The following is a 22,056-nucleotide window of genomic DNA, read 5'->3' as shown; positions in this document are numbered from 1 at the left end:
CTATCAGCTATCAGTCATCAGCTAAAAGAAAAATAATAAATACTAAACAGGGTATTTCCTTATTGTATTTTTGTTTTTGCTGAAAGCTGAAGGCTGATGGCTGAAAGCTGATATATTGCTTGAAAAGCCCGCTGCTTTAGTATAGAATACTTTTCATTATCGCCATATATATACCGGAGGGACAAATTGAAGATCTTTATTGATACAGCTAACATTGAGGAAATAAAGCAGGCGCAAGAGCTGGGAGTTATTGACGGGGTTACTACTAATCCTACTCTTGTTGCCCGGGAGAATCGTCCGGCAATGCAGATTCTAAAAGAAATATGCGCCTGTGTTTCCGGGCCGGTAAGCGCTGAAGTTGTTGGCCTGACTACTGAAGAAATGCTCAAAGAAGCGCGCGTGCTGGCTAAGATCGCCCCGAACATCGTGGTAAAAATACCTCTTATCAAAGACGGCTTAAAGGCGGTCAAGATCTTGTCCGCAGAATCTATTAAGACCAATGTTACTTTATGTTTCTCTCCATCGCAGGCGCTTTTAACCGCTAAATGCAACGCTACCTATATATCGCCTTTTATCGGCAGGCTTGATGATATAAGTTTGGAAGGCATGGATCTGATCCGCGACATAAAACAGATTTATTCCAATTATGGGTTTAAAACGCAGATTATCGTTGCCTCAGTGCGCAATCCCATGCATGTGGTAAACGCCGCCAAAGAAGGGGCGGATATCGCAACTATCCCTTTTGCGGTAATTGAACAGTTGATCAAGCATCCGCTTACTGATATTGGAGTCAAACGTTTTCTGGAAGATTATAAAAAAATCCCCAAAAGTTAAACTCGTGAATAAAAAATATCTATTTCGCGCTTTCTTTATAAACTTATATTTTATAACTGCTTTTATTGGTTTTTCTTTCGCGCAAGAAGACATCCTGCCCTTGAAGCCTTCCGGAGTTAATATCAACGCCGATACCGTAGAATATTCTACTGACAATAGAAATGTTTTGGCCGTTGGCAATGTTAGGATTGTTTATAAAGGGACAAAGCTGTTTTGCCAGAAAATAAGCGTGGATACTCAAACCCGTGATGCTGTTGCCGAGGGTAAAGTGCGCTTAGAAGACGCGCAAGGTGTCATAGAAGCGCAAAAGATGACTTATAATCTTGATAGCGGCATCGGGGTTATCTATGATGCTGATTTTCGCGCCAATCCTTATTTTGGCAGGAGCCAGAAGATCAACCGCTTAAGCAGTGTCCAGATGCGCGCTTTGCGCACGTATCTGACTACCTGTAATTTTGACCATCCGCATTACCGTATCGCGGCAAAGAAAATGGATTTTCTTGTAGGTGAACGGGTTGAGACCAAGGATAATCTGTTTTTTTTCGGGCAAAAGGCGCAAATACCGATTTTATATCTGCCCAGTTTAACCCAGAGTTTAAAGGACCCGCTTATGCATGTGCAGGTCTCGCCGGGGATCAGGAAAAATTGGGGAGCTTATTTGTTGACCGCGTGGCGGCATGACTTAACTGCTAATGTTACGGGAAATCTTCTTTTGGATTACCGCCAGAAACTGGGGGTTGCCCCGGGGTACCTGGTTAATTTTGATTCTTTGGATTTTGGCAAGGGCGATTTTAAAGTTTACTATACGCATGAACGCGATAATTCAAATAGCATATCCGCAGCAGATTCTAATTCTTCCCATGAATTCGAGCGTTACCTTATACGTTACCGGCATAAGTGGGATATCACTGACCGCACAAGTATGTTCGCGCAGTATTTCAAAGAAAAAGATACGAAGCGTAAATTATACGGCGATAAGTATGATTTTCTGAAAGACTATTTTTACCGTGAATATGAAAAAGACGCGCAGCCGTCTACTTATTTTTCCCTGCGCCATGTGATGGATAATTCTTCACTGGATTTATTAGTGCAAAAAAGAATAAACGGCTGGTATTCAGATTTGGAAAAGCTGCCGGAGTTAAAATACACTAAAGTGAATACTCCCATATTCGCGGATAGCCCTGTATATTTTGAAAACTTAAGTTCCCTTGCTAACTATAACAAAAAAGTCCCTGATGCTAGCGTAACAGGCGGTTTCGCTTATTTGGATATGGCCAGATTTGATACCTACAACCAGATATCCGTTCCTTTTAGATTTTCCATTTTTAAGCTTGCCCCTTTTGTGGGCGAGCGGATTACCTATTATGATAAGGATGTTAATGGCTCTTCGGTTTCTCCGCGCTCTATATTTTATACCGGAACAGATATGAGCACTAAATTCTACCGGCTTTTTAACGTTAAGACTAATTTTTTGAAATTAGATATCAACGGTTTAAGGCATATTATTTCTCCCACAGTTTCTTATAATTTTAATTTTAAGCCTACTGTTAGCCAAAGCCGCCTTAAGCAGATAGATGAAATAGACGCCCTGAAGTTGAACAACAGCGCTTCTTTGGAGCTGTCTAATAAGCTGCAGACCAAGCGCGCCGGCAAAAGCGTGGATATAGCCGATTTGCGGGTAAGAAATACCTATACTTTCAGGTCTTCTAGCAATAAAGAAGGCGGGACATTGGGCGATTTTCTATTTGATCTGGATCTCTTGCCTTATTCTTGGGTTTCATTAAGCAATGAAACCACCCTGGCACGGGACCAGCATAAGCTTACCGATATAAACACAGATTTAAGTTTTAATTTTGCCCCGGAGCGAAGCATTGGAATCGGCCAGAGGTACCATAGAAAAGACAGCAAGGATTTAACTTTTAGCACGCAATGGAGGCTTACTCCTAAATGGAAATTCAGTGTTTATGAGCGTTTTGAATTCAGCAATACCGCCGCCACCGGCAGAGGATTGCGGGAGCAGGAGTATTCTATTATCAGGGATTTACATTGCTGGGAGACAGAGCTTATTTATAATACAACAAAAGGCAACGGCCAAAGTATCTGGATTGCTTTTAGGCTTAAGGCTTTTCCGGAAATGCAGTTTAATCTTGACCAGAGTTATCACCAGCCCAAAACAGGTTCCCAGTCATTAAACAATTAATTCGCTAGAGAAGGCAAGGTATGAATATAACAATTATTGGTTCAGGCTATGTAGGGTTAGTTACCGGAGCGTGTTTCGCGGAATTAGGCAATTGTGTGATTTGCGCGGATAATAACGCGCATAAGATAGCTTTGCTTAAAAAGGGCAAGATTCCTATTTATGAGCCGGGGTTAGAAGAGCTTATTTTGGCCAATGCGCGTAAAAAACGTTTAGTATTTACCTCTAACATAAAAGACGCGGTTAGGCGCTCCGAAGTTATATTTCTTGCGGTAGGCACGCCTTCTTTAGAAAATGGCGAAGCGGACCTAACCGGCATTGAAGATGTGGCCAGAAATATCGCGCGCAATATGGATGGTTATAAATTAGTAGTTGAAAAGTCAACTGTCCCTGTGGAAACTGGGCAGTGGGTAAAACACACTATTCAAACTTATGTTCGCAAAAAGATAAAATTTGACGTAGCTTCTAACCCGGAGTTTCTAAAAGAGGGGCAGGCGATCCATGATTTTATGCATCCGGATAGGATCGTTATCGGCGTAGAATCAAAGAAAGCGGAAAACATTTTATCTGGCCTTTATAAGCCGTTAAACGCCCCGATCGTAGTTACGGATATAAAGTCCGCGGAATTGATAAAGCACGCTTCCAATTCATTTTTAGCTGCCAAGATTTCTTTTATTAATGCTATTTCGCGTATCTGCGATAAAGTAGGCGCAGATGTTACTGAAGTTGCTTTAGGCATGGGCCTTGATAAAAGAATCGGCCAGGCATTTCTTAACGCCGGTATCGGCTACGGTGGGTCATGTTTTCCTAAGGACCTTGACGCTTTTTTAAGGATATCGGAAAAGCTGGGATATGATTTTGCTCTTTTAAGAGAGGTAAAGAATATCAATATAACTCAAAAAGATTTCTTTTTGGATAAAATAAAGCAGAAACTATGGATTGTCAAAGATAAAAATATCGGGGTTTTAGGCTTATCATTTAAACCGAATACTGATGACATCCGTAATTCTCCGGCAGTAGATATTATTAAGATGCTTCTTTTGGAAGGGGCCAAGATCAAAGTATATGATCCGTGCGTGGGAAGAAAACATTTGAGTAAACAATTAAAAGGCGTGGTTTTTGTTGATGATATTTATTCTGTAGCCAAGGCAAGCGACTGCCTGATCTTAGCTACTGAATGGCCGGAATTTAAAGAGCTTGATTTCAAGAGAATAAGAAAAATAATGAAAAGGCCGCTTATTGTGGATGGGCGCAATATCTATGATCCCCAGATAATCAAGCAGAATGGGTTTTCATATATAGGCATAGGAAGAGGAAAGCATGTTTGATTCATTTTCCAAGAGATTAAGTTTAAAAGAAGCGAAAATCGCGGTGGTGGGGCTTGGTTATGTGGGGCTTCCTTTGGCAATTGAATTTGCCAAGAATGGATTTTTTGTTTCTGGCGTTGAGCTTGATAAGGACCGCTTAGCCGGGATCAAAGAAAAAAGGTCCTATATTACGGATGTTACCACAGAGGAATTAAAAAGCGTCATAGGCACCGGGCGTTTTCATGGTTATGATAATTTCTCCGCAGTTAAGGATGCGGATGTAATACTTATCTGTGTCCCAACGCCCTTAAAAAATAAATATACCCCGGATATTTCTTATATCAAAAGCGCGGTTGGCCAGATTTCAAAGAATATTAAGAAGGGGGCTTTAGTTATTCTGGAAAGTACCACTTATCCCGGGACAACGCAAGAGGTGATTTTGCCTATTTTTAATAAGCAGGCTCTTGTGCATGATAGGGATTTCTTCCTTTGTTTTTCTCCTGAAAGAATAGACCCGGGTAACATTAAATACCCGCTTCCCAAGATCCCTAAGGTCATAGGCGGCTTAAGCGATACCGCAACTAAAATGGGCCAGCTTGTTTACTCCAATATTATTGAGCAGGTTGTTCCGGTTTCTTCCGCGCGCGTGGCAGAGACCGTAAAGCTTTTAGAAAATACTTTTCGCCTGATCAATATCGGCTTAATTGATGAAATCGCCATGATGGCGCATAAGATGAAGATGGATATCTGGGAGATTGTGGAGGCGGCGTCCACCAAGCCTTTTGGATTTATGCCTTTTTATCCGGGGCCGGGGGTGGGCGGACATTGTATTGGGAAGGATCCGTTATATTTGTATTGGAAAGCTAAGCACCACGGTTTTAGCTCGCGGTTCATTAAATTAGCGTCGGATGTAACCTCTAATATGCCTGATTATGTGGTTAGCCGCGCGGGGCATAGTTTAAAGGTTAAAGGTGTTAATATTGGGAAGGCGAATATTTTAGTTGTAGGCGTTACTTATAAAAAAGATATAAAGGACCTGCGTAAGTCTCCGTCCTTGGATATTATAGATAGCCTTAAGAAACATAAAGCCAAAGTTTCTTATTATGATCCCCTGATCCCGTATTTAAAAGTCAATAATATTGACCTTAAGTCTATAGAATTAACCAAGAGTAATTTATCTAGTTTTGATTGCGTTATCATTGGCACTGATCATTCCAATGTTGATTATAAATTCTTGCTGGAAAACAGCCGTTTTATTTTTGACGCGCGAAATGTGTATAAGGGCGTGAAGAGTGATAAGGTAGAGAGGCTATAGAAAGTAAAAAGTCAAAAGTAAAAAGGCAAAAGTAAAAATTACAAGGTAAAAGTAGGAAATAACCAATAACCAAATGTTAAATAACCAAATAATAACCAAAAACCAAACACCAAAAACCAAACTTGTTTGGTAAATTGGTAATTGATTATTGGGATTTGTTTGGTGTTTGAGATTTGGTGTTTGGTTATTTGATAATAAAAGGATATTTTCTAAATGTTTTTTAATAAGAAAGTACTGGTTACTGGTGGCGCCGGGTTTATCGGCTCGCACATTGTTGATGCGCTTGTAAAAAATAATTGCCAAGTGCGGGTTTTGGATAATTTCTCAAGCGGCAAGCTTGATAATTTGTCCGGGGTATCCGGTAAAGTTAAGATAATAAAAGGCGATATTTGCGATAGAGATACCTGCCGCAAGGCTGTTTCAGGGGTAGATGTGGTTTTTCATCAGGCGGCTTTGAGAAGCGTGCCTAAGTCCATGAAGAATCCTGATGTGTATAATAAGGTAAATATAGGCGGGATTCTTAATATGTTAGAGGCTTCACGGGAAAACAACGTGAAAGCGTTTGTTTTTGCCTCTTCAAGCTCTGTGTATGGCGATGTCAGCAAGTTTCCAGAGAAGGAATCTTTTTTCCCCGGGCCTATTTCGCCTTATGCATTAAGTAAGCTTGCAGGGGAATATTATTGCAAGATTTTTAGTTTGCATTATGGGGTGCCGGCGGTATCTTTACGCTATTTTAATGTTTTTGGGCCCCGGCAGTCGCTTGATGATGAATACGCGGTAGTAGTGCCAAAATTCATTGACTGTCTTTTGCGTGATAACGCTATGCCAATTTATGGCACCGGCAGGCAATCGCGGGATTTTACTTTTGTGGCCAATGCGGTCCAAGCTAATTTATTGGCCGCAAGTTGCGCCTTAAAGGGGAAAGTTAAATCCGGAGTTTTTAATGTGGCAGGGGGCAGGGATTATTCTGTTTTAGAGTTAGCCAGTATTCTTAATAAAATACTTGGCAAAAAGATAAAACCTGTATTTTTGCCCAAACGCCAAGGCGATGTTTTTCGCACTAAAGCAGATTTGACATTGAGCAAGAAGTTACTGGGTTTTAAGCCGCAAGTCAATTTCACGGAGGGGTTAAAAATAACGGTAGAATATTTTCAGCTATCAGCCGTCAGCCTTCAGCCGTCAGCTAAAAACAAAGACAATAATAAAAATGGAAATACAAAAGTTTAAAAAGCTACAAGTATGGTCTAAGGCAATGGATTTTATTGAACGGGTGTATTTAAAAACCAGTAAATTCCCGCAATCAGAATGTTATGGTTTGACTTCTCAAGTTAGAAGAGCGGCCGTGTCAATAGCGCTTAATATAGCTGAAGGCAGTGGTTCAGGTTCTGATTTAGAGTTTAAAAGGTTTCTTAATATTGCTTTACGTTCTTCTTATGAGAAGTTCACAATGCGATGAGCTTTCGGCAATGCTTTATGGTTTCATAAAGAGATTAAAGCTTTGCTGAAAGCTGATAGCTGAAAGCTGATAGCTGAAAATGCGTTATTCTAAAGTTCTTGTTACTGGCGGAGCGGGGTTTATCGGCTCGCATTTATGCGACCGTTTGCTTAAAGACGGTTGGCAGGTTATTTGTATGGATAATTTAATTACCGGTTCCTTGGATAATATAGAGGGGATTATCAAAAATAAACATTTTTGTTTTGTAAAACATGATGTTAGTAAGTACATATCTATAAAGGAAAAGGTGGATTTTGTCCTGCATTTTGCTTCTTGCGCATCTCCCGATGATTATCTAAAACACCCCATACAGACCTTAAAGGCCGGAGCTTTAGGCACGCATAATGCTTTAGGCGTGGCGATGAAAAACAAAGCCGGATTCTTATTGGCATCTACTTCTGAAGTTTACGGGGATCCATTAGTCCATCCTCAACCGGAAAGTTACTGGGGAAATGTAAATAGCGTGGGCATCCGCGGATGCTATGATGAGGCAAAACGTTTTGCCGAAGCAATGACTATGGCTTACCACAGAACGCACAAAGTAGATACAAGGATAATTCGTATTTTCAATACCTACGGCGAATTTATGAGAATTAATGATGGCAGGGTGGTCCCGAATTTTATTTATCAGGCGTTGAATAATAAACCTTTGACTGTGTATGGAAAGGGCGCGCAAACCCGCAGTTTCTGTTATGTTTCGGATTTGGTGGATGGGATTGTCCGCCTAATGGGGAAAAAGTTCCATGACCCGGTTAATTTAGGCAATCCCGGAGAGTTTACTATTATGGAATTGGCGGATTTGGTCCTTAAGATTACCAATTCTAAAAGCAAGATTATCTATAAGCCGCTTCCCCAAGATGACCCCAAACAAAGAAAACCCGATATCTCCCGCGCCAGGCGCCTGCTTGGTTGGCAGCCAAAAATCAAACTCCAAGAAGGCTTGGAAACAACCATCCACTGGTTTCAGTCTAATCCCTGATTTTATCTATTATTTCTTGCGCTGGCATGTGTCCCGGAGCAAGCTCAAGCGCTTTAAGGCAGCATTCTTTAGCTTTTTTAGTATTGCCTTCTTGGTAATAAAGCCTGCCCATATCCGCATATATTACTGCGTATTCAGGCTTTATTGCAATAAACTTTTCGTAAGCAGCAATTGCCTTATCCGGTATTCCTAATTTGTCATATGCTTGTCCCAGATTGTAATAAGCAAAAGTTAAATAGGGATTATAGTTTATGGCAATTTCTAGGGCGTTTATAGCTTCTTTGTATTGTTTATTTTCGATTAATGCCGCCGCCATATTGTTGTAGGCTTCGTTATATTTAGGATCAATAGCTATGGCTTTTTGGTAGGCAGCAATAGCTGCATTTATATCGCCTGTCTTATACAATACAAGGCCTAAGCCGTTATAGGCTTGTTTATAATTAGGTAAAATCTTTATTGCAGTATCCAATTCTAATATTGCTTCATTTGTTTTTCCATATAGAAAATATTGTTCGGCAAGATTTAGATGTGCCCTGGGGCTATTGGGTACTTTGGAAACAGTATCTATCCACAAATTTAAATCATTTTTCCAAACGATATTTCTTTCCCATGTTAAGCGGCCCATACTTATTATCCAGCAGTAAAACAAACAGGTTACCAGAGGCCTCTTTGGAAAATAAGAGAAAACAACTGCCATTAGGATGCAAAATCCAAGTGATGGGATATAGAGGAAACGCTCTGCAAAGATATTTCCCTGGGGGAAAATATTACTTACCGGCAGGATGGTTAATGCAAACCATGCGATGGCAAATGATAACAGCGCCTGTTTCTTACGCAAAAAAATAATTACGAATATGCAAAGTAAAATAATAAGCATTCCCGAGATAACATAGATATTCCAAATAGAGTTATTGGCTTTAAATAAATAATCTGCAGTCATGTTGTATGGGATAAAAAGAAGCCCTATGTAACGGGCGATAATCGCAGGTACAGTAAGAAATCTCCAATAGGGGGTATTCCCGGGGATAAAATTTGAAGACACTAGATTCCCATCGTTTGGTTTTATGCCAAAAAGATGAACGCGAAACATTAAATATGCTGCGAGTATCAAGAAGAAGATAAAATACGCTACAATGTTTTGTTTTTTGTTGTTTTCTTTCGGGATAAAAACATCCTTTATGAGAATAAGAAACGGTGTTATCACAGCCATTTCTTTGGTTAATAGCCCGGCAACAAAAGAAACAGCTCCAGTCACAAGTAATATTTTACGGCTGTTTCTTTGGTATAGAATATAACAGAGGAAAGTAAGAAGCATGAAAATAAAAGTCTGCAGGTCCACAATTGCAGCTATAAAAGAAACAGATTCTGTGTGAATTGGATGGACAGCAAAAATAAGGCTTGCGGTAAAAGATATTATTTCGTCGGATGTTAACAAAAGTAAGATTTTGAAAATTAACAAGGTTATTAGGCAATGTAAAAGGATGTTGATTAGGTGGTACCCAAAGGGATTTTTGCCCCAGAGAACGTATTGACTCATAAGATTGGCGGCAAAAAGCGGCCGGTAGTAAGCGGTGTCTAGTTTGTTAATGCCTACGTGCCAAAAATCATGCGTAAAGAAATCTTTTAAGTATTTAAAAGATTGCATGTATGGGTTTTGCACAAGTTGTACTTCGTCATCCCAGACAAAGTTGGCATTTAAAGTGTTTAGATATGGTAAAACAGCGCAGAGTATAATAATAAATATTAATGCTTTTTTTCGCATAAAATAATCCTTGCTAAGGTAATAATCCAGATTATTAAGAATAGAGCAGAAATAGATATTCCGATTCTAAAAGACAATGGTTTATATGTAAAAATGACCGTATGTTCTCCTTTTGGGAGGAAAACCGCGCGCAAAATGTAATCTACTGGGAATACTTTAGCGGGAATACCGTTTACTTGAGCTTGCCAGTTTGGGTTATAGTTGTCGCATAAAACAAGAATTCCCGGTTCATGGAGGCTTGCCTTTATAATGATTTTATCCGCATCGTAAGAAACAATTTCTGGAAGCGTTTCAGGGGAGAGGCTTTCCTTTAGCGTATTCATTTCGGGAATAGTTTTTTCTATGATCACCGTTTCTCTAAAATTAAACCCGGTAGTATTAAGCGCGTTTAAGATCTCTTCTGTAGTATCTTTGACAATTGCTTTATGCGCGATAAATGCCTTAGGTAGTTTATAATTTGTCTCAAATATGTTTAACGGACCCGATGAGTAAGTTTTAGTCAATCCTTTTAAATCCGGTTTAGAGCTTATGATGTATTTAAGGTTGACAAGAGCAAAAAGAGGTGGAAACTTTTGGATATTGTCTAGAGCAAGAGGTGAATCTAAATCCTGATTTTGAGTAAAATTAATAAAGCGGTTATAGTGCTTGGGAAGAAGAGTGTAATATCCCCCCATGCTGGGTATATTGCTAAGCATGCCGGAATTAAGATTTATTCCGTCTAGAACTAATATCCGGTTCTGTCCGGTATTCTTCTTTAAGAAATTAAACGCTTCTTGTGGAGCGCGTAAATCTCGGTAAGAGAAAACTTTGTAATATTTAGAGGAAAAAGCTAACAGATCAACAAGAATAAGAATACTAAAAAGGGTTTTTGTAAAGTATCTTGGTACGCTTTTGCGTAAGAGAAGAATTATCGCACTCAACGATAGTATACTTAATATAACGCTTCGGGTTAGACTTTCCTGAAAAATGTCTCTGCCCCAGATAAAATTGAAAAAGCAGTGGATGTTATCGCTAAAGGCGCTGGAGAGTTTCTCGTAAGTATTTAATATTCTCCACATCTCATGCCATGATGTGTATTTTAAACTTATGACAAGGAAAAAAGAAATAATCGCAACCATGGCGATAAAGATAATATAAAGCTTAGTTTTTACTTTGTGTACCGAATCTTCAGGTGTCTCAAGAAGTTTTTTACATCCAATGGATGCTAAAGTGGATAATGAGAACGCGGTTAAACAAAGGAATCTTCCTTGTGAGCGGAATATGTTTACACCTAAAAGGTATTTAAATATCTTGGAGTAAAAAGGCAAATACGGCCCCATGGCTAATATCAGGGATACAATAGAGATAATACCCATAATTCGGGCATGCCTATCTTTATTAGCAAAGGCAAAGAAAGTAAGAAAAAGAGGAAGCATACCTATATATATAGAGCTTTCCCATGGATTCCATTTGCCCCAGTATATTTCTTGGGGCCAGCCAAAGAACCCCGGAGAAAACAGGCCGGCGATATTCTCTGGAGGCATACTGAAAGAAAAATTCCACAAGTTGTTATCTATTCGCAGGGAGTCAGTTGATTGCTCTTTAAGAAGAAATATTTTAAAAGCAGCAATTCCTATTCCAAACGCAAGTGGTATGAGAAATACTCTTAAGAGCGCATTAAGTTTTCCGGACGTTTTTTCTTTAATAAGCAGGTTGATTGTGTAGATAAAAATTCCAAAAGCGGTTATAAAGCTAAATTGTATATGTCCTCCAATAATACTTATTGCCCATACCAATGTCAACAGTAAATAATAAATAGCTTTTCTATTTGTGATTGATTTCTCGGTTAATAAAAATAAACAGGGTAACCATGCTAAATTGATAAGTACTGATAAGTGGCCAGCAAAGATGCGGGTAATGAAAATAGAGGAAAGTGAGAAAATAAGCGCCCCAATAAAAGCAGAGAAGTCTTCCTTTGTGATTTTCTTAAGGAAGAAAAACATAAATAAGGCCCCAAGAAATAAATGGGCCATTATTAACAGGTTTATGGCTGTGGGGATATTTAAAAAAAGATGTACTATATTAAGTGGGTAGAAGGCGCAGTCTACAGCAGCTGGGATGCCAGAAAATAAATAGGGGTTCCATTGCGTGATAATGCCTTTTAAGAGGTAGCTAAATTGCAGGCTGCGTAAGGGGATCTCTAATTCAGCTACATCATGATTAGCTATGCCAATAACAAAATCAGGTTTCCCAGAGAGAATAACGGCAAAAGGTGCAATTGTAATTATGAAAATACTTAGCAGATAAAAGAGAGTTGCTCGGTTTTTCATTCCGGTTAGTTTAGCATATCGCGATAAATATGTAAACCTATTTCAGATTATTGCGTATAAAGTAGACGCTCTTGACAGGTTTATTTATAAATGTAATAATAACTACATATTAAAAAGGAGGGATAGTGAGATTTCGCGGTTTTACCTTAGTAGAGATTATGGTTGTGGTTGCTATCATTGCCTTATTAGCTACGATTTCCATACCTTCTTTATTAAGGACCAGGCTTATGGCTAATGAATCTAAGGCTATTTCTGGTTTAAGATCAATCGCTACGGGTGCGGAATCCTACAGAGCAGCGCAGGTTTCTCCTTCATATCCTGCGGCATTGACTGATTTAATAGGAAGCGTTCCTCCCTTTGTTACCGGTTTTACAAGCGCTACTAAATCCGGTTATGTTTTTGATGTTGCTTGTGGGAGTGATCCGGTAAATACATTTAGCGCTACTGCTAGACCGGATGCCTATGGGATAACCGGCATCAGGTATTTTTGTATTGATCATACCGGAATTATGAGAGGCGCTACCGCTAGCGTTTTTACAGCTGGGACAACTTGCACAAATACTGCTAAGCAATTAGGCCAGTAAGGAACATTAAAAGATTTCTTTGAAAATGGCCTTTTTTTGTGCTATATTTTAAATAAGAGGTTTAGCATCCTTATTGAAAAGGGCAAACTAACAGTAATGTTAGGGCGCAAAGCGACAGCTCCGATGTCCACAGTCGGAGGGCTGCGTTGCCAAAAAAGTGCTTAAATATTTAAATAATTTTGCGCCCTAAAATCAAGTGTTTAGGGCGTTTTTATTTATCCCGACGCCCTAGCCGAATTAGGTGAATGTTAGGGGTCGGGATTCCGCCATAAGATTTGAATAGGAAGGGCTTCATATTTTTTACTTGACAAAAAGAAAGGGGGTGAGATAATTATTTTAAGGTGGACAACGGGCGCTAAGGGTAATTGGCTCTTAAGGTTACAATAAGAGAAATCATTATAGTAAAGAATAGTAACCGGAAAGAGGGGATTACCTTCCAAAGAGCGCGAAACAAAAAGGTTGTTAATTATACCTTAGGAAGGGGGATTTCACATGAACAGAAAAGGTTTTACGCTTGTGGAAATCATGATTGTTGTCGCTATCATAGCCTTATTGGCAACAATCGCTATACCGGGTTTGTTAAGAACTAGGTTAACTGCTAATGAATCAAACGCTATTGCTGGTTTAAGGGCAGTGGCGACAGCCGCAGAGACCTATCGTACAGCACAGGTTTCTCCTGTATATCCGCCAAACCTTGCTGCTTTGACAGGGGCAAACCCAGCTTTTATTACTGGTTTTGTCGGCACAACTAAGAACGGATATGTGTATGCTGTTACAGCAGGAACGGATGCTATCAATACTTTTACTGCGACTGCTGATCCGAGTACTCCGGGTACAACTGGTAACAGGTATTTCTGTATTGATCACACCGGGATTATGAGAGGTTCTACTGCTGGTGCTGTGGCTACGACTGGAGATGTATGTTCCACCGCTGCTGCACAGGTAGGGCAATAGCAATTAGTTTGTTCAGGTAATACGAAATAGGCGAAGATACATAAAGTGTCTTCGCCTTATTTCTAAGAAAGGTATAATGGTGGATAATAAGAAAGCGCAAAGTTTAGTGGCAATAATGATAGTTGTGGCAGTAATTGCTCTTTTCTTGCGTATTTTTATCGGGCAGTTTTTGGAGTCGATGCTGACTCAGAATGAATCAGAGGCTTTATCATCTTTAAAATTAGTGTCCGCGGCGCTGGAGAATTATGCCAAAGACCATTTAGGCGCCTATCCAGAGTCTTTGGATATGCTTTTAAAGGCACAACCGCCATATTTAGATAAAGATTATTCGGCGCAGGGCGCGCTTAGGGGGTATCTGTTGGAATGCCCGCGCACAGATCCTACAGGCTATAGTTGTGTTAGTGCTCCGGCACGCTGTAATTTTACCGGTAGAAAAAAATACGCAGTTACTACGGCAGGAGTTTTTAGTCAGGAAAATTGTTTTAAGGCTGGGAAATAAAGAGGGCGTATGCGCTTGAAGAATAAAAATGGATTTACTTTAATTGAGACTATGCTAAGCGGATTTTTGCTGGCCTTTGTTTTAAGCGGCATGCTTTTACTTTATGTCAATTTTATGACTTTGGGGGATTTAATCCGGCAGATCACTTTGGCAAGTAACGCTGCTCAAGCCCAGTTGGAAAGCTTAAAGAATATGGATTTTAATAATGTTGTTACTGACACGGATGGTTTTAGTGTTGCGGGTTTTCCAGCTGGTACCGCGCGTGGAGCCGTAGAGGTTGTTGCCACAGAATACGCGGATTTAAAAGAAGTAAGAATTACCGTATCTTTTGTTTCAAAGGGCGGAAGAATCATTGGAGAAGATACTAATCTTGACGGACAGTGGCAGTCCAGCGAAGATACTAATGGCAACGGGTTTTTAGATTCTCCGGTTGAGATAATTACTTTTGTGTCCAGGTAGCACAAGGAGAGAAATGAACAAGAAGAGTTTTACTTTGGTTGAGTTAGTGATTTCTTTAGCGGTATTTCTGGTTTTATTTACTGCGGTTCTTGCGTTGTTGACGAATTCCAATAATAGTTGGAAACGCCAGCAGGGGAATTTAACTTCTCAAGCTCAAGCGCGCAAACTCACCAATGAGGTTGGCCGTATTTTACGCCAAGCTAACGCTCAATGGCTGATAGGGGGCGTTACTTATTCTGCTGTAATTAGCGATTCTAACCAAAGGATTGATTTTTACGCCCCTGTTTTTAATGGTTCAGGCGCAATAACCCAGTTGAATAAAATTACTTTTAAGCTTGACCCCACGGATACTACCAGGTTGTTAAAAAAGGAAGGCAGTAACCCTGCGGTAATCGTGGCTAATGGCGTTTCCAGCATAAGTTTTAACGGCGGCTGCGCAAATTGCACTTCATATACTTGTACTACGGTTGATGTAACTTGTCCTGTGGTAAAGTTAAGCGTAACTACTCATAACCAGAATGATTTTTCTTTAGATTCCGAAGTTACTTTACGCAATCGCAATTCTAATCTTGATTCAAGTGTAAGCGTATCTGAACCTCCAGCGGGAGAGTTTTAGAAAGTGAGGGGTGGCTGATGAATAACAATAGAGGAATGGTTTTAGCTGTTTCTTTGATGGTTATGGCGGTGCTTCTTATTGTCGTAGGAGCTTATTTTAGCGGTGTTTTTACTGAGAAACGCTCCGCGGACAGGAATTTATATACTATTCAGGCGTTAAGCCTTGCCGAGGCTGGAGCAAATCATGCCGTAAGCGAATTGCGCCGGCGCATCCGAATTGATATAAACTCCCGCATAGCAAAAGTTACTACTTCGTCAACCTTTAGCGCTTATGCCACAAACCCTTTAGGGGTTTTATCCGCTTTCGCCTATCCTAATGCCGGGACGCCTTTCTCGGTGAATTCCGGGGTTGCGACTTTAACTATCGCGAATTCTTCTTTGGACGGCATTATTCAAGGAAATTATTCCGCGGTTATTTCAGTCCAGGCTAATGGCGCGCCTACTATTAACGCTACTCTGGATATATTTGAATTTCCTTATAAATATTCTGTTATTTCGCAAGGCAATATTACAAATACTAATCCGTCAGTTACCAGGCAGGTTATGCTTTCGGAAGGAGAATTTAAGATAACCATCCGCCGCGATAACTTCGCTAAATTCGCGCTTTTTACTTCGCATCACTCTACTCCTTCAGGCACAACTGTCTGGTTTACCGCGGATACAAATTTCAACGGGCCTGTTTCTACTAATGACCGTTTTAGTTTTGCCAATGATCCCAGCGCTACCTTCTCGGAATTAGTTACCCAACACCAGACTAAGGCGCAGTTTTATAATCTGGGAAACCCCGTATCAAAAGACGCGGATTATAATTCGGTTATGGTTGCCGGCGTGGATGTCATGCGGGATAAGCCTATTTTTAATGCAGGATTTACGCGGGGATTCGGGATAATTAATCTATCGCCTTCAATTACTCAAACCCAACTTAAGACTCAAGCCTTAGGCGGAATGCCTGATAATACTAACGGGATATTTGTCCCCAATAACGGCACAGCGGTTACCGGAGGAATTTATGTGCGGGGCAACCAGGGGCAAAGCAATGACAATCCTACAATTGTTATGTCGGTTGGAGCGGCCGGCCCGGTTTATACTATTACCCGTTCCGGCACCACTAAGGTAATTACTTTGAATTATACGGCCAATACCACAACCGTTGTTGACGGCAGTAATACTAAAGTTTATACCGGAATACCCGATGGGGTAAGCCATGAGGGCGTGCTCATCTATGTGAATGATGATATCGCCAGCCTTGCCGGGGTAGTAGAGGGCAATACCAAGGTTACTGTTTCAAGCGAGCGTGACATCAACATTACCAATAATATTACTTACCAGAATTATAATACTACTCCTACTTTAAATGCTACCGGGTATAACAATGTTTTAGGGATACTTTCCTGGGGAGGGGATGTGATTATCGCCAAGACTGCGCCTAATAATTTAGTGATGCACGGGGTAGTCATGGCGCATAATGGGATATTTACGGTTGATGATTATAATAAGGGCTCTCCCCGCGGCAATGTTACCTTATTAGGCGGCACAATTACGGATTTCTATGGGGCATTCGGCACCTTTAGCCAGGGTTCAGGCCAGTTGACTGGCTATGGCAGGAATTTTATCTATGACGCGCGCATGTTGAACGGCACAACCCCGCCCTATTTTCCGTATATGACCAATTTCGCGGTTTTTGATGATGGGAAATTGGATAGCCGGTTAACATGGCACGACATGGGGATTTAAAAGTAAAAAGTCAAAAGTCAAAATTAAAGAATACGCTAGAAAATTGTTGTAGCAAATCCTTTAAAATATAGTATAATATTATATCAAATACTTTAGGAGGAAGTTTGAAGAAGCAGATTATAATATTTGCGGCTGGAATTGTGGTTATATATTTAGTAACGGTAGCGATAATAGGTTGGTTTAATCAAGGCCCCCAGAAATCCTCCCCAGTTTCTAATAAAAATGTAACTGTTATTGAGCAAACGCAAAATAGTGTCCCTGCCAATAGGCAGCGGATTATCTATAAAGATAAAAAGAAAGATGCGGATTCCCAGGCCGTTGTTCAAGAACCTCCTGTTATGGGGCCGCTGGTTAATTAAGCACCTAATTCTTTATGGCAGAACTTAATGTCTTGGATTTAAAAAAAATTTTTATCAAGCCCCGAATATCTATTGGTTTGGACTCGGGAACCAGTTTCGTTAAGCTGGTAAAGTTTTCTTTCAAGAATAATCTGTTAGAGCTATGCGGTTTTGATAATGTTCCCGTAAGAGCAGACCCACAGGAAACCCTAAAACCCATTTTTCATTTTTTTAATGATACAAAATTCGTTAATCTTTCTCTTTGCGGCTCATCTACTACGGTGCGCTATGTAACCCTGCCCAAAATGACCGAAGATGAATTGCGTAAATCCATAAAATTTGAAGCCCAGAAGTATATACCGTTTCCGGCGCAAGAGGTAAATCTTGACGCGGCGATACTGAAAAATGATACTGCCAATAACAATATGTTTGTGGCGGTGGCGGCTTCCAAGAAAGATTATACAAGCCAGCGCGTAAAATTAGCCACCGAGAATAATTTAATCCCAAGCTTTATGGACCACGATGCTTTGGCCGTAGTAAACGCTTTTATTTTTAATGAGGTTAAAGCAGAAAAAAGCAATCTTCCTAAGACTGTGGCCCTTTTAAACATCGGGGCGTCTTATTCTACCTTAAGCATACTAGAGGAAGGTGTTCCTGTATTAAGCCGTGATATCTCCATTGCCGGGAATAATTTTACCCATAGGATCGCAGAAAATCTTTCGCTTGATTTTTCATCTGCTGAAAAAATAAAAGTTTCCCCGCCGGATGATAAGATAGAGCAGATAAAACTTGCCGTTGAGCCTGTTTTGGCTAGCCTGGCCACGGAAATCAGGGTTTCTTTTGATTACTATGAGAGCCAAAGCGCGTTAAATGTTGAAAAAATATTCTTAAGCGGCGGCACCGCTTTATTAGAGGGGTTGCCGCAATCGTTATCGGGCTTGTTGGATATTGAGATATCAGGCTGGGATCCTTTAAAGCGGATACTTATTGCCGACGGTTTAGATGCAAAAAAGTTAAAATCTTTGTCTGGCCAATTGGCTGTGGCAGTAGGCTTGGCATTGCGCGGATAAAAATATGATAGAAATTGATTTGCTTCCGGAAGAATTAAAGCTTAATAGAAAGAAAAGCCTGCTTAATATCCAGTCTTTTCTGTATATAATCCCGCTTATCATCGGGATACTTATTTTTGTGCACGTTATTTTCTTTTGCGTGCAGATTTTTATAAGCGGGAATTTATTCACCCTGCAGAATAAATGGAAGATGCTGGAAAAAGACAGGAAATCTTATGAAGACTTCAAGAAAGAATTTGATTCAAAAAATATGGATACAAATGCGCTTCAGGCGGTAGCCGGTAAATACTCGCTTTGGGCGGGAAAGCTTGACCGTCTGGGGTTAAGTTTGCCATCCGGGGTATGGTTTACGGATATATCTGTTTCGCAAGATACATTTATCCTTAAGGCTTCGGTTGTTTCTCTGGACAAGGATGAAGTTTCTCTTATCAATGAATTTTTAACAAAGATCAAAGAGGACGCCGATTTTATGAGCGCTTTTACGAATATTGAGCTTGGCGCTATGCAGCGCAGGCAAATATCCAGTTATGATATCGTGGATTTTACGATTTCAGGGAAACTTAAATGACATATAAGGATATAACGGAGAAATATTTTAATCGCATAAATTCTGATATGCAGAAATTGGCGCTTATCGGGATTATTTGCCTTGTGATATTGGTTGTTGATTATCAATTTCTTCTTTCCGCGCAGTTTAGGTCAATCGCGGATGCAAAGAATAAGATAAGTCAGGCTAAATCCGACATTGTGAAGCTGGAGGCGGACATAAGACTTATGCAGGAGTTTAAGAAAAAAGCTCAAACTCCCCAGAAAACACAAAGATTGATCACTGAAGAAGACGTACCAGCTGTTTTAAAAGATATTTCAGACGTGGCGAATAAATATCAGCTTCGGGTTATGCAGATACGCACTTCCCGGGAAGCTTATAATCCAAAGAGTAAAAGCACTATTTTAGGGGTAATGATAAGCCTGGATATTTTTGGCTCGTATTATAATTTTATGCGTTTTCTCTCGGACATGGAGAGCAAGGATATCTTTTTAAGGCTCAATGATATATCAATCCAGTCAGTAGAGGCAACGCCATTGATCCAAAACATTAAACTTAGCTTTAAGACATATATAAAGATTTAGGACTATGAGAAAACACATCGGTTTATATTTTTGTTTGTTTTGTTTTTTGGCTTTTTATTCTGTAGCTGTGTTAGCCGAAGAACAAAAACAGAACGCGATTCCTGCAGAGCAAAAACCGAATACGCCTCCTGTTAAAGATAGGCGTAATCCCTTTATTCCGCTTGTGACAAAGGACGGGAAATTCGTTAATTTAGAGCAAAACGGCAGCAGGAAGCAACAGGATATTTTTGTCCTTGAGGGGATAAGCTACGACCCCAGAGGAGTTTCTTACGCTCTGATCGGAGGGGCGGTTGTGCAAATCGGCGATTTTGTTGAAGATTATCAGGTTTTAAAAATAGAGCAGGATAAAATTGTCCTAATCAAAGACGGGCAAACCACGGAAATTATCTATAAGAAGGGGGAAGAATGAAAAAGTTTAAATTGTGCAAAGCAAGTTCTTTGTCGCGGGCAGCCATGGCTTTTTTCTTGGCAGCTTCTTACCCGTTTGGGTTTTCGTTTGCCCAAAGCAACCCTCCTTTGCAAGTGGAATCTATCGAAAAGAAGGCGTTGGATACCTCGGAACTTGTGACGTTGGATTTTACCGACGCGGATATCAATAATGTGCTTAAGATAATCGCTTTAAAAGCCGGCACAAATATTGTTTCTACTCCTGATGTTATCGGAAATATCAGCATTAGGCTGGTGGATGTGCCGTGGGAAAAAGCCTTGGATGTAATCTTAAAGACTTATGGTTATGCCTATCAAAGGCAGGGCAATATAATTCTGGTTACAAAATTGGAAAATATTTCTAAGATTCAGGCTGATGAGCCATTAAGGACCGAGGTCTTTAATTTAAAATACCTTGATGCCCAAGACGCGCAGAAGGTGCTTATCCCGATGTTGTCTCCCAGGGGCAGGATCTCAATTTTTTATACCAAAGGATCTAAGGGGTGGCAATTCGGCTCATTTAAAATTGGCCGTGAAACAGTTGGCGGCGAAGGCCTAAAGCGTGAGGGCGAGGCAGGGACAAGCCAGGAAACTATCGCGGTTGAGCGTAACGCTGCCGGAGGGATTATCCCGACTAAAGTTGACCTGCCGCAGTCTATCAAATCAAAAACACTTGTTATTACAGATACCTCTAGTTCGGTTGATAATATCAGGGAATTCTTGGCCAAGATTGACAATAAGCCAAAACAGGTTTTGATTGAGGCCAAGATTATGGAAGTGCAAAAAGACAAACTTAAAGATTTAGGGCTTGACTGGGGCACGGGCACCACCGGCGCTAGTTCTGCTTCTCCGGGAGAGGTAGATGTAAATGCTAAAAATTCTATGACTATTGCCGGAAGAAGTTCCGCGGCGACCCTTACTCCCAGTATCTTTTCTCCGTCTACAACAATTTCCAGTCTTAGCAATCCTTATTCCGCGGGGCTTGATGTTATTTTTAAGAAGTTAACCGGAACAGAGTTTCAACTTATCGTGCATGCCTTAGAAGATGATGCCGCCACCAATACTTTGTCTAGCCCCCGGATTATGACACTGGATAATCAGGAGGCCTCTATTTTGGTAGGGTATCATACGCCTATCTTAAGTTCCACCGTAACTGCCGGGACATCAGGCGAGGGCGCAACCCAAACCCAGACCTTGGATTATTATCAGGAAATTGGCATCAGGCTTAATGTAGTCCCGCAGGTGGGGGATGCTGGGTATATAAATATGCTTATACATCCCAGTATCACTTCTTCTTCCAGTAATGTCTCTGCTACTTCTATTTCCGGTAATTGGCAGAGTACAGTTAATTATCCCGTTATCGATGTTCGGGAAGCGCAGACTCAGATTATGGTTAAGAACGGAGAAACTGTAGTAATAGGCGGGCTTCTCAAGGATGTTAAGTCCAAAGAAACCATAGGGGTTCCTTTTTTAAACAAGCTTCCCTTTATAGGAAAGCTATTCCAGAGAGAAACCAATGATACCGGAAAAGTGGACCTCTTGATTTTTATTACCGCGCGCGTAATTGATGATGCGGACTATCCGGCGGAAAAGATTGCCCAGCTCCAGGATGAATTATGGAACGGGAAAAAAGAACAACAGCAGGAAGAAATGCAGAAGGCGCTACGGCAGGCAGCGCGAAAAGAAAAAGTTTTAAATAAGAAAAAGGCAGTAAATCAATAAACCTAATTTATGTTTAAGATAAATTTTATATTTGCCAAGAAAGGGGTGCTTAAATATATTTCGCATTTGGATCTTATGCGCCTGTTCGCTAGGGGTTTGCGTCGAACGGGGCTACTTTTAAAAATGACAGAGGGGTATAGCCCGCATATAAAGCTAAGTTTAAAGAGGGCTTTGAAATTAGGCTTAGAAAGTGAAAACGAAGAAGCAACTGTTATGCTGCGTCAGGTTGTTTCCCCGGAAGATTTTTGTTCTCTTCTTCAAAAGGCCTTGCCTGAAGGAATTGTCATTAAATCCGCCGCGAATAGTTTTTAGGCCAAGAATAAATT

The 22,056-nt window shown here is 40.4% G+C and carries 22 protein-coding genes and 1 riboswitch; of the genes, 20 read left to right on the top strand and 2 right to left on the bottom strand.

The window, feature by feature from the left end:
- Window positions 1–186: 186 nt before the first annotated feature.
- The 7 genes from fsa to MUF05_03540 all read left to right on the top strand — a co-directional run bounded on the left by fsa (window position 187) and on the right by MUF05_03540 (window position 8,127).
- Window positions 187–834 carry a fructose-6-phosphate aldolase gene (gene fsa / locus MUF05_03570; protein ID MCU0666157.1) on the top strand — a complete coding sequence of 216 codons (648 nt, stop codon included), beginning with the start codon at window positions 187–189 and terminating at the stop codon, window positions 832–834.
- Between the two features lie 4 nt (window positions 835–838).
- A complete protein-coding gene (gene lptD / locus MUF05_03565) occupies window positions 839–3,034 on the top strand; it encodes an LPS assembly protein LptD (GenBank protein MCU0666156.1) in 2,196 nt (731 codons plus the stop codon).
- 20 nt (window positions 3,035–3,054) lie between these two features.
- Window positions 3,055–4,359, top strand: a complete 1,305-nt coding sequence (locus MUF05_03560; GenBank protein ID MCU0666155.1) for a UDP-glucose/GDP-mannose dehydrogenase family protein — start codon at window positions 3,055–3,057, stop codon at window positions 4,357–4,359.
- The gene (locus tag MUF05_03555) at window positions 4,352–5,653 is read left to right on the top strand and encodes a nucleotide sugar dehydrogenase (protein ID MCU0666154.1); all 1,302 of its coding nucleotides are present in this window, start codon (window positions 4,352–4,354) and stop codon (window positions 5,651–5,653) included. The genes MUF05_03560 and MUF05_03555 overlap by 8 nt, the downstream gene beginning before the upstream one ends.
- Window positions 5,654–5,866: 213 nt before the next feature.
- Window positions 5,867–6,880: an SDR family oxidoreductase gene (locus tag MUF05_03550; GenBank protein MCU0666153.1), complete on the top strand. Its 1,014-nt coding sequence runs from the start codon at window positions 5,867–5,869 to the stop codon at window positions 6,878–6,880.
- Between the two features lie 25 nt (window positions 6,881–6,905).
- On the top strand, window positions 6,906–7,109 hold the full coding sequence (locus MUF05_03545; GenBank protein ID MCU0666152.1) for a four helix bundle protein: 204 nt from the start codon (window positions 6,906–6,908) through the stop codon (window positions 7,107–7,109).
- 79 nt (window positions 7,110–7,188) lie between these two features.
- Window positions 7,189–8,127, top strand: a complete 939-nt coding sequence (locus MUF05_03540; protein ID MCU0666151.1) for an SDR family oxidoreductase — start codon at window positions 7,189–7,191, stop codon at window positions 8,125–8,127.
- Here MUF05_03540 and MUF05_03535 read toward each other — a convergent pair.
- Entirely contained in the window at window positions 8,117–8,965 is an 849-nt protein-coding gene (locus MUF05_03535; GenBank protein MCU0666150.1) for a tetratricopeptide repeat protein, read from the bottom strand. The two genes, MUF05_03540 and MUF05_03535, sit on opposite strands and share 11 nt — an antisense overlap.
- A 905-nt stretch (window positions 8,966–9,870) precedes the next feature.
- Window positions 9,871–12,198: a YfhO family protein gene (locus MUF05_03530; protein ID MCU0666149.1), complete on the bottom strand. Its 2,328-nt coding sequence runs from the start codon at window positions 12,196–12,198 to the stop codon at window positions 9,871–9,873.
- 125 nt (window positions 12,199–12,323) lie between these two features.
- On the opposite strand from MUF05_03530, the gene MUF05_03525 reads away from it, so the two are divergent.
- The 13 genes from MUF05_03525 to MUF05_03465 all read left to right on the top strand — a co-directional run bounded on the left by MUF05_03525 (window position 12,324) and on the right by MUF05_03465 (window position 22,042).
- A complete protein-coding gene (locus tag MUF05_03525) occupies window positions 12,324–12,782 on the top strand; it encodes a prepilin-type N-terminal cleavage/methylation domain-containing protein (GenBank protein ID MCU0666148.1) in 459 nt (152 codons plus the stop codon).
- A gap of 71 nt (window positions 12,783–12,853) precedes the next feature.
- Window positions 12,854–12,936: riboswitch (cyclic di-GMP riboswitch) on the top strand.
- Between the two features lie 338 nt (window positions 12,937–13,274).
- On the top strand, window positions 13,275–13,736 hold the full coding sequence (locus MUF05_03520) for a prepilin-type N-terminal cleavage/methylation domain-containing protein (protein MCU0666147.1): 462 nt from the start codon (window positions 13,275–13,277) through the stop codon (window positions 13,734–13,736).
- 76 nt (window positions 13,737–13,812) lie between these two features.
- Window positions 13,813–14,235 (top strand): type II secretion system GspH family protein, encoded by a 423-nt coding sequence (locus tag MUF05_03515; GenBank protein MCU0666146.1) that lies wholly within the window; start codon window positions 13,813–13,815, stop codon window positions 14,233–14,235.
- A gap of 9 nt (window positions 14,236–14,244) precedes the next feature.
- Window positions 14,245–14,694: a prepilin-type N-terminal cleavage/methylation domain-containing protein gene (locus MUF05_03510; protein MCU0666145.1), complete on the top strand. Its 450-nt coding sequence runs from the start codon at window positions 14,245–14,247 to the stop codon at window positions 14,692–14,694.
- Window positions 14,695–14,707: 13 nt separating this feature from the next.
- Window positions 14,708–15,310: a type II secretion system GspH family protein gene (locus MUF05_03505; protein ID MCU0666144.1), complete on the top strand. Its 603-nt coding sequence runs from the start codon at window positions 14,708–14,710 to the stop codon at window positions 15,308–15,310.
- A gap of 17 nt (window positions 15,311–15,327) precedes the next feature.
- Window positions 15,328–17,043 (top strand): DUF4900 domain-containing protein, encoded by a 1,716-nt coding sequence (locus tag MUF05_03500; GenBank protein ID MCU0666143.1) that lies wholly within the window; start codon window positions 15,328–15,330, stop codon window positions 17,041–17,043.
- A gap of 104 nt (window positions 17,044–17,147) precedes the next feature.
- Window positions 17,148–17,402 (top strand): hypothetical protein, encoded by a 255-nt coding sequence (locus MUF05_03495; GenBank protein ID MCU0666142.1) that lies wholly within the window; start codon window positions 17,148–17,150, stop codon window positions 17,400–17,402.
- A gap of 14 nt (window positions 17,403–17,416) precedes the next feature.
- Entirely contained in the window at window positions 17,417–18,451 is a 1,035-nt protein-coding gene (locus MUF05_03490) for a pilus assembly protein PilM (GenBank protein MCU0666141.1), read from the top strand.
- Window positions 18,452–18,455: 4 nt separating this feature from the next.
- Window positions 18,456–19,019 (top strand): PilN domain-containing protein, encoded by a 564-nt coding sequence (locus MUF05_03485; protein MCU0666140.1) that lies wholly within the window; start codon window positions 18,456–18,458, stop codon window positions 19,017–19,019.
- On the top strand, window positions 19,016–19,582 hold the full coding sequence (gene pilO, locus MUF05_03480) for a type 4a pilus biogenesis protein PilO (GenBank protein ID MCU0666139.1): 567 nt from the start codon (window positions 19,016–19,018) through the stop codon (window positions 19,580–19,582). The genes MUF05_03485 and pilO overlap by 4 nt, the downstream gene beginning before the upstream one ends.
- A 4-nt stretch (window positions 19,583–19,586) precedes the next feature.
- Window positions 19,587–19,991, top strand: a complete 405-nt coding sequence (locus MUF05_03475) for a hypothetical protein (protein MCU0666138.1) — start codon at window positions 19,587–19,589, stop codon at window positions 19,989–19,991.
- Complete coding sequence (locus tag MUF05_03470; protein MCU0666137.1) at window positions 19,988–21,730, top strand: secretin and TonB N-terminal domain-containing protein; 1,743 nt, start codon at window positions 19,988–19,990, stop codon at window positions 21,728–21,730. Before MUF05_03475 ends, MUF05_03470 begins: the two co-directional genes overlap by 4 nt.
- Window positions 21,731–21,739: 9 nt before the next feature.
- Window positions 21,740–22,042 (top strand): TIGR03936 family radical SAM-associated protein, encoded by a 303-nt coding sequence (locus MUF05_03465; GenBank protein MCU0666136.1) that lies wholly within the window; start codon window positions 21,740–21,742, stop codon window positions 22,040–22,042.
- Window positions 22,043–22,056: the final 14 nt, after the last annotated feature.

This window comes from Candidatus Omnitrophota bacterium, from assembly GCA_025453395.1.
Taxonomy (GTDB): Bacteria; Omnitrophota; Gorgyraeia; order Gygaellales; family Profunditerraquicolaceae; genus JAlOQK01.
Note: the sequence above shows the minus strand (reverse complement) of the source record. Positions and strands in the feature narration are given on the sequence as shown.